Source organism: Tenacibaculum sp. L6 (assembly GCF_028823685.1).
Classification (GTDB): domain Bacteria; phylum Bacteroidota; class Bacteroidia; order Flavobacteriales; family Flavobacteriaceae; genus Polaribacter.
On sequence record NZ_JAPEHZ010000031.1, the window covers coordinates 20,310 to 28,480 of the forward strand.

The window sequence follows — 8,171 nt, forward strand, 5'->3', positions numbered from 1 at the left end:
GAGAACGAATTAGTTCCTCTTCAAAAAGTAATTATTATGAAAGACATAATCGACGATAGTGTTTTAGTAAAAAACTACATTAACGGCAACGAACTAGCCATTGAATTATTGATTAAACGACACCAACAGAGATTGTATAGCTTTATTTATAGCAAACTACAAGATCGAGATACTACAGAAGACATTTTTCAAGACACCTTTATCAAGGTAATAAGAACACTAAAAAAAGGAAATTATAACGAAGAAGGTAAATTTTTACCTTGGGTTATGCGTATTGCTCATAATTTAATTATAGATTATTTTAGAAAGAACAACCGCATGCCAACGTTTAATAATACAGAAGAGTTTGATATTTTTTCGGTTTTAAGTGATGGAGCGTTAAATGCAGAAAGTAAAATTATTAAAGAGCAAATTTTAAACGACGTAAAAGAGCTAGTTGAAGAATTACCAGAAGAACAAAAAGAGGTTTTAAAGATGCGTATATATAATGATATGAGTTTTAACGAAATATCAGAAAATACGGGCGTTAGCATTAATACAGCATTAGGAAGAATGCGTTACGCTTTGATTAATTTGAGAAAAATAATAGAAAAAAATAAAATTATTTTAGCAAGTTAAACAATATTTGAAAAAAAGCATCGTTAATTCATTGATTATAAGTTATAAATAAGGGGTTATATGATGCAAATTTACTCAGAAAAGTCTTCAGACTTTACTATGGAACCAAAACAAGAAACAGTTCAATATTTGATTAATTTTTCTAAATCGTTAAAAGTAGTTAAAACGAAATCAAACTATCTCATTGAATTGAATTTGAATTAAGAGTGGAAAAAGCTTCAACAAGGTTGGGGCTTTTTTTAGGCTTTCTTTTTGTTATAATCGTCTATTACCGACTTTCTGCCAACCGTTTTAGTAATAATATCATTTTCTAATTTCCAACCACGAGCAGGAGAGTACTCACGTCCGTAATAAATAATTTGTAAGTGCAATTTATTCCATAATTCTTTTGGAAATAAACGCTTAGCATCCTTTTCAGTTTGTGTTACGCTTTTTCCGTTTGATAAATTCCAACGATACATCAATCTGTGAATGTGAGTGTCTACAGGAAAAGCAGGAATATCGAAAGCTTGCGCCATAACAACACTAGCAGTTTTGTGTCCCACAGCAGGTAATTCTTCCAAAGCTTCCATATCAATAGGAACTTCACCATTGTGTTTTTCAATCAAAATTTTAGATAACCCATAAATCCCTTTTGATTTCATAGGAGATAAACCAACAGGTTTAATAATATCTCGAATTTCATCTACAGAAAGTTTTACCATATCATAAGGATTATCAGCTTTATCAAATAATAAAGGTGTGATTGTATTTACACGAGCATCAGTACTTTGAGCAGACATCAATACAGCAATTAATAAAGTGTAAGGATCTTTATGGTCTAAAGGGATGGGAGTTTCAGGATATAATTTTTCTAAAGTATCTATAACAAATTGAACTTTTTCTGCTTTGGTCATTTTATATAGTTTGAATGACTCAAAGGTACAAAGAAGCTACGTATGTTTATGGAAAATCAAAATCAACTTTGTAACTTTGACATTGTAACTTTGAAACGAAATAATATGACAACATTAAAAGTAGGAGATAACGCACCAAATTTTGAGTCGGTTGATGAAAAAGGTAATGTAGTAAAGCTTTCTGACTATAAAGGAAAGAAATTAGTTTTGTTCTTTTATCCTAAAGCAAGTACACCAGGTTGTACAGCAGAGGCATGTGATTTACGTGATAACTATCAAACATTTTTAGCTAAAGGATATGATGTATTAGGAGTAAGTGCTGATTCAGCGAAACGCCAACAAAATTTTATCAATAAAAATGAATTGCCTTTTCCTTTATTAGCAGATGAAAGTAAAGATGTAATTAACGCTTTTGGAGTTTGGGGGCCTAAGAAATTTATGGGGAGAGAGTATGATGGAATTCACCGTACTACTTTTGTAATTGATGAAAAAGGTGTGATTGAAGATGTTATTACAAAAGTAAAAACTAAAGAACACGCTAATCAAATATTAAGCTAATAACTTAAAATATATCAAAATAAAAGTCGAGTAAATTACTCGACTTTTATTTTTTCTAAACGTACTTCTAGAGGCGTGTTTTTTAGTTCTTGTTGTAATTCTTTACTTGTTTTAGAACTTCCGTCATGACTCCAACCAGGAGGCATAAACACATATTTTAATCGTGTAGTTAAAGGTAAGTTTCTTTTTCGTTTAAAGAAGTCGTTAAAAATTTCTTTCCACTCATGAAAAATAATATTGATAGGCCCTTTATTCTCTAAAGGTTTTGTTAACCCGTAACGTAACTTTTCGTATTCAGTTTCCTCTTCTTCAGCTTGAAAAGTGCCAAAAATACGATCCCAAATAATCAATACCATTCCCATATTCTTATCTAAATATTTGGTATTTGAAGCATGATGGACTCTATGGTGAGAAGGAGTAACAAAAATATAGCCCCACCAACCTAGTTTACTTTTAATAAAATTGGTGTGACATAAAGTACCGTAGTTTTGATTCATGGCGTAAGCAAACATAATATGCAGCGGCATAACACCTAAGAAAGCTAATGGTAAAAAGAACATGTACCTAAACAAAGGTTGTAAAACAGGAGATCTAAAACCTGTTGAAATATTATAAAATTCAGAGTTGTGGTGCGTTACATGTACAGCCCAAAAAAATCTTGAATGATGATCTACATAATGATGAATGTAATACAAAAAGTCTTGACCAATAAAAGCTAATAACCAATATGCCCATGACATGTTTCCTTCCCAATCAATAATTCTGTATTGATAACAAAAGCCCATAATAGCAAACGAAGTAACCTTCATAAGCAAATCTAGACTAAAGTTAATTAAGGCAAAGTAAACATTGGTCGCTGTATCTTTAAACTCATAGTTTTTGGCTTTAGCTCGATAGCTAAAGAACATTTCAAGTAAAATTACTGAGATGAAAAAAGGAGCACTCCAGTAGTAAAGTATGTCTTGATTAAATATATTGTTCATGCTATTTTTTAGATACAAAAATATTTAATTTTACTTTAATTAACTGTTAAAGTTATAGCCTTTCTTCTATCCAGTTTTTGAAACTATAAAAGTTTTGGGGAGCAACTCCATGTCCGACTGGATATTCAGAATATTCGTTTTCTAAATTAAAGTTTTCTAGTAGAATAGGCGCTTTTCTAGCCCAATCTACAGGAAGCACTTGGTCAACCGTTCCATGAGAAATATAATAATCTGTTGTAATAGAGTTGTCTATTTCAGTAGGTAATAACTCTTCGTTAATATAGCCGCTTAAAGCAACTATATGTTGTACTTTGTTAGGGTATTTAAAACTTAGCGCATAACTCAAAATAGCTCCTTGGCTAAATCCTAATAAGAAGGTTTTGTCAGGATTGGTATTATATTTTTCTTTGATTTCATCAATAAATATAGCAATTTTATCTATTGATTCATCAGCTTGAATTAAATCTGAAAACTTTCCGTTAATAGCATCGAAGTTGATAGCGTACCAAGCATAACCTCCATAGCCCATATCATGTGGAGCTCTAGCGCTTACTATTAATAAATCGTCAGGTAATTCTTCTGCAAATGAAAATAAATCTTCTTCATTGCTTCCGTATCCGTGTAATAAAATTAATAGAGGCGGATTAGAAGTTGAAGTTTTAGGCTTTCTTACAATATATTGTAAACTCATGTTCTTATATTCCTTTAAACAAGTTTTGAAATTGTTCTCCTACCACAGGAATTAGCTTTTTTTCTCCCTTTAAAACAGCTAAAAGGCTAATTATCCAAAAAGCAAACAAAAATAATCCTACAGCCCAACCTGTTATGTTTCCTAAGTATCTATATACAATCCAGATATTTGCCATGTATAATATGTTTAGTCCTAGCATTTGTCTGATATAAAAACTAGCAAACGCATTTTTATTGTTCATGTTTAAAACAAAAGCAACAATAAGTCCTATTACTGTAAAATGACTGATAATCGCTGCGGTTTTTCCTTCGTTCACTGTTAGGTTTTCCATAATTTTATGAATTTAAAATTAGTTGATTTTTAGAAAAAACTCCGTAGGCTTTACCTTTTAATTTTTTCTCTAAAAAGATACTGTTTTTAGAGGTAGAAATAATATTTTCTTCAGAAAAAGTGTATTCTCCGCTAGGATTGAATATAGATAAAGTTACTTTTTCATTCTCTTTAATAGTAACAGAATCAACTCCGAAGCGCTTTCTAGGATTGTCAGATAAACATTTTACAATTGTTTCAATATCTAACACGGTATTTAATGCTCCGAAAGCACTTTCTAAACCAACAGTTCCGTCTTTTGCAGTAGAATACTCTACTTTTTTATGCTCTACGTCAATCGGATTATGATCTGTAGTAATTATATCAATAATACCTTCTTTTATTCCTTGTAGCAAAGCTATTCTATCTTCTTCGGTACGTAGAGGAGGGGTTACTTTTTTATTCGCATCAAAACCAAGCAATTCATCATCTGTTAAAAATAAATTATGAACCGCAACGCTACACGTTACATCTAATCCTTTTTCTTTTGCTTCTTTAATCAGTTGAACAGATTTAGCGGTAGAAATTGTAGGTATATGTAGTTTTCCTCCAGTATATTCTAGCAAAAATAAATCACGAGCAATTTGAATTTCTTCTGCCAAAGCAGGAATTCCTTTCAACCCTAGAATGGTACTGTTCTTACCTTCGTTAGCAACACCTTCACCTGCGATTAAATTATTTTTTGGAAAGCTTAAAACTAATCCGTCAAAATTTTGAGCGTACAGCAACGCAATTTTTAACAAATTATCATTGCTAACAGACTTGTTATAATCTCCAAAAGCAATAGCGCCTGATTGTTGCATGTCGTACATTTCTGACATTTCAATACCTTTACTTTGCTGTGTTAAAGCTCCGATAGGGTGAATGCTGGTAGCGGCTCCGTTTACTTTATTAATTAAAAACTCAACAGCCGATTTATTGTCAACTATAGGGTAGGTATTCGGGTTGATGGCTACATCGGTAAATCCACTTTTAGCAGCTACTTGTACACCGTGTTGTAAGGTTTCGCGTTCTTCATACCCTGGTTCACCAAAAGACACACTAGTATCAAACCATCCAGTTGAAACGTGTAAATTATCGAGTTCTACAACTTGACAGTCTTCTTTTGGTTCGATAGCATCATCAATTGTAGTGATAATTCCGTCAGTAATTAAAATATCTTTGGTTTGCTTGTGGTATGGGCTAGAAGCATCTATAATTGTTGCCGATTTAAGCAGCGTTGTCATGGTTTAAAGAATTTTAAAATCAAAATTTCTAACAGCAAAGATACGATAGCTAGTGCCAAAAACCATTTCCAAAGCCATTGAATTTTATTTTCATTATTAATATTTTCTAAAGTGTCTTTAACTGAAGTAGAAATAGTAGTGTTATCAATATCTGAAAGAGTTAAAAAATCTAATGAACTTTCACTTTTTGGGTAGTTGAAAGCACAGTTTTTTATCAGGTTGTTTTGTTGTTTAATTTGATAAAATCCAGCGGTTAAAGGTTGATCATTAGTGGTAATTCGTACTTTATTTTGAAAAGTTTGTTGCAACGGAATAAACGAACTAGTGTTGGAAGTAATGATTAAAATTTCGTCTTTTCCTAAATGTTTATCAATATCGATTGTGTTTTGTCTGTCGATGGTATAATACAATTCAGAAAGTTGTAAACTCTGTTTTCCGATGTTATAAAAAACAGGAACAATCAATGGAGAATTGATAAAATTGCTGTTTTCTTTTTGAAGTGGAGCCGCTATCCAATACAAAGAAGCTTTCGGTAAACGTATTTGCTGAATAAAACCTTGTCTGTTTTCAAAAGAAACAAGGTTAGAAGCATTTTTAAAAGTAGAACTGAATGATGTTTTTACAAACGGATATTGAAAATTGGTAACCTTTTTTTCAAACACATTTTCTAAAAGCGGGTGATTGTAATTAATATCCGTAATTTTTAAACTATCATTTTTTTGTGAAAGTAGCCTTCCGATATTCAACTTGTTGAATAAATTATTGTACGAGGTAACGGTTGTATTTTTATTCGGAATAACAATAATATTTCCTCCATTTTCTACATAAGATTCTAAGCTATTGATAAGTGTTTGCGGAATATTTTCCAATTCATTTAAAATTACCAGATGTTGCTTCGGAATTTCATTATAATTCACATTTTGCAACGAAGAAGCAGTAAAGTTAAATTCCTCTTTCGTGTAAATTCTACTCAGAAAATCGCCCGATTCTCCTACGCTTAATACATTAATTTTTTCGTTGGTGTTGATGGTAAAGTAAAATGAATTGTCAAAGCTATAGGTGTCTTTAAAATTAAGATCAATTTTTCCTAAGAAAATAGGTGTTTTTACAATAGAAAAAGTGATTTGTGTAGTGTTGTTTTCTTCTACTGAAAAAGTTTGTTTGTTTATGAGTTTATCGGCGTTATAAAGAGCAATCGGAATGTCTTTTTTAGCACCTCCTTGATTTCTAACAGTGATATGAATATTGAAGTTTGAAGAACCATTGTCGTTAACAAAAACACTATCAATAGAAAGATTACTTTTTTGTTCAGGACTTACTTTAATCAAAGTTGTATTGGAAGGAGAATTAGTAATGTCTTCTTTTTGAGTGTTTTGAAAATCAGAAATAAGGATGTTTTTGGTGTTGTTTGAAGTATTTTCATTTGCTGCTTTTAACAACACATCTTTCAAATTCGTGTTTTTAGCAGTATTGCTAACTTTTAACAAAATGTCTTTAAGTTCAGAAGCTGTTTTGTTTTTATAAAAATTATCTTGAGTAGCTAACGAGTAGTTGGCTTTATCTGATAAGTTTTCAATAATTTCTTGCGAAGCTATTTGTAGTAAATTTCCTTTTTCACCAATAGCAGCGGTACTTAATGAATTATCTAAAAAAATAAAAAAGTTTTGCTTTTCATCTGCTTTATGATTGCTAAAATAAGGTTGGGCAAACGCAAAAATTAAAGCAGTAAGTAATAGTAATCGTGTAGCTAAAATCAACCATTTTTTTATGCGAGAGCTTTTACGAGTTTGCAACACTAACTTTTGTAAAAAAGCTACATTGGTAAACGGAACTTTTACAAATCGCTGTAATTGGAACAAATGCACCAAAATAGGAATGAGCAAAAAAGCTAAAAAGTATAAAATTTCTGGGTGTTTAAACTGCATACTCGTGTTTTACCAATTGTAAAAATAGCCAAAATGATGGTTTAAAAAAGAATGTAGTTAAAAATCTGTTAGATACAAGTTTCTTTTTCGACAAAGGAGTAAAAATTTCCTATTTTTGAACTATGACTACAAAAGAGAGTGAATGTACACTTCCAGAAAATTTATTAAAAGAACACTGGGAAACTGCGTATAAAAAAAATCCTACTGAAAAACTGGGTTGGTTCGAAGAAAATTCGAAAGAAACCATTGGATTACTAGAGAAATCAGGTGTTGCTAAAGATGCCAAAATTTTAAATGTAGGTGTTGGATCATCAATGTTGATTGATGAATTAGTCAATAAAGGATACTCCCAATTAATAGCTAACGATTTATCGGAAAAAGCACTAAACGATGTAAAAAATCGGTTAGGAGAAAATGCTTCGAAAGTTAGGTTTATTGCTGATGATATTATCAATCCGACACAACTTCAAGGGTTAGAAGAAGTAACTGTTTGGAATGATAGAGCTGTGCTACATTTCTTTTTAAAGGAAGAAGAGCAAGACGCTTATTTTAATTTATTAAAAAAAGTAGTGAAAGCGAGTGGATTTGTAATTATAGCTGTTTTTGCGTTGGATGGAGCTGAAAAATGTTGCGGACTGCCTTTACAGCGATACAATGCTGAAATGTTGCAAGAAAAATTAGGAAAAGATTTTGAGTTAGTTGAAACGTTTAATCACACATTTATAAATCCGTATGGAGGTGAACGTCCATATGTTTATACATTGTTTCAAAGAATGAATAAGTAATGAAGGTAACCAATATCCCTTTTAAAAATACGGGGTTTTTCTCTAAAACAATGCTAGATTATTTAGAAGAATCTCCCAAAATACAGCCGTTTTACGGTAATTTTTCAAATATAGAAGGTT

The 8,171-nt window shown here is 31.3% G+C and carries 9 protein-coding genes; 3 read left to right on the plus strand and 6 right to left on the minus strand.

Annotation, left to right across the window (positions count from 1 at the left end):
• Positions 1–36 precede the first annotated feature (36 nt).
• A complete protein-coding gene (locus OU788_RS07535; protein WP_274634599.1) occupies positions 37–618 on the plus strand; it encodes an RNA polymerase sigma factor in 582 nt (193 codons plus the stop codon).
• Between the two features lie 239 nt (positions 619–857).
• On the opposite strand, the gene OU788_RS07540 is transcribed toward OU788_RS07535, so the two are convergent.
• Positions 858–1,514 carry an endonuclease III domain-containing protein gene (locus OU788_RS07540; protein WP_274634600.1) on the minus strand — a complete coding sequence of 219 codons (657 nt, stop codon included), beginning with the start codon at positions 1,512–1,514 and terminating at the stop codon, positions 858–860.
• Positions 1,515–1,619: 105 nt separating this feature from the next.
• On the opposite strand from OU788_RS07540, the gene bcp reads away from it, so the two are divergent.
• Positions 1,620–2,072 (plus strand): thioredoxin-dependent thiol peroxidase, encoded by a 453-nt coding sequence (gene bcp / locus OU788_RS07545; protein WP_274634601.1) that lies wholly within the window; start codon positions 1,620–1,622, stop codon positions 2,070–2,072.
• Positions 2,073–2,107: 35 nt separating this feature from the next.
• Here bcp and OU788_RS07550 read toward each other — a convergent pair whose 3' ends face one another.
• The 5 genes from OU788_RS07550 to OU788_RS07570 are packed head-to-tail and all read right to left on the minus strand — an operon-like array spanning position 2,108 to position 7,266.
• The gene (locus OU788_RS07550) at positions 2,108–3,055 is read right to left on the minus strand and encodes a sterol desaturase family protein (protein ID WP_274634602.1); all 948 of its coding nucleotides are present in this window, start codon (positions 3,053–3,055) and stop codon (positions 2,108–2,110) included.
• A 52-nt stretch (positions 3,056–3,107) separates the two neighbouring features.
• A complete protein-coding gene (locus OU788_RS07555; protein WP_274634603.1) occupies positions 3,108–3,746 on the minus strand; it encodes an alpha/beta hydrolase in 639 nt (212 codons plus the stop codon).
• 4 nt (positions 3,747–3,750) lie between these two features.
• Positions 3,751–4,077, minus strand: a complete 327-nt coding sequence (locus OU788_RS07560) for a hypothetical protein (protein WP_274634604.1) — start codon at positions 4,075–4,077, stop codon at positions 3,751–3,753.
• Between the two features lie 4 nt (positions 4,078–4,081).
• Positions 4,082–5,341, minus strand: coding sequence for a dihydroorotase (locus OU788_RS07565; protein WP_274634605.1), 1,260 nt, complete (start codon positions 5,339–5,341; stop codon positions 4,082–4,084).
• The gene (locus OU788_RS07570) at positions 5,338–7,266 is read right to left on the minus strand and encodes a BatA domain-containing protein (protein WP_274634606.1); all 1,929 of its coding nucleotides are present in this window, start codon (positions 7,264–7,266) and stop codon (positions 5,338–5,340) included. The genes OU788_RS07565 and OU788_RS07570 overlap by 4 nt, the downstream gene beginning before the upstream one ends.
• 122 nt (positions 7,267–7,388) lie before the next feature.
• Here OU788_RS07570 and OU788_RS07575 point away from each other — a divergent pair, with 122 nt between their 5' ends.
• Complete coding sequence (locus OU788_RS07575; RefSeq protein WP_274634607.1) at positions 7,389–8,051, plus strand: class I SAM-dependent methyltransferase; 663 nt, start codon at positions 7,389–7,391, stop codon at positions 8,049–8,051.
• Positions 8,052–8,171 lie beyond the last annotated feature (120 nt).

Excerpts from the sequence above, each read along its gene's own strand:
- bcp (WP_274634601.1), top strand. The coding sequence starts at position 1,620 with ATGACAACATTAAAAGTAGGAGATAACGCACCAAATTTTGAGTCGGTT.
- OU788_RS07570 (WP_274634606.1), bottom strand. The coding sequence starts at position 7,266 with ATGCAGTTTAAACACCCAGAAATTTTATACTTTTTAGCTTTTTTGCTC.
- OU788_RS07535 (WP_274634599.1), top strand. The coding sequence starts at position 37 with ATGAAAGACATAATCGACGATAGTGTTTTAGTAAAAAACTACATTAAC.
- OU788_RS07560 (WP_274634604.1), bottom strand. The coding sequence starts at position 4,077 with ATGGAAAACCTAACAGTGAACGAAGGAAAAACCGCAGCGATTATCAGT.
- OU788_RS07555 (WP_274634603.1), bottom strand. The coding sequence starts at position 3,746 with ATGAGTTTACAATATATTGTAAGAAAGCCTAAAACTTCAACTTCTAAT.
- OU788_RS07540 (WP_274634600.1), bottom strand. The coding sequence starts at position 1,514 with ATGACCAAAGCAGAAAAAGTTCAATTTGTTATAGATACTTTAGAAAAA.
- OU788_RS07575 (WP_274634607.1), top strand. The coding sequence starts at position 7,389 with ATGACTACAAAAGAGAGTGAATGTACACTTCCAGAAAATTTATTAAAA.
- OU788_RS07550 (WP_274634602.1), bottom strand. The coding sequence starts at position 3,055 with ATGAACAATATATTTAATCAAGACATACTTTACTACTGGAGTGCTCCT.
- OU788_RS07565 (WP_274634605.1), bottom strand. The coding sequence starts at position 5,341 with ATGACAACGCTGCTTAAATCGGCAACAATTATAGATGCTTCTAGCCCA.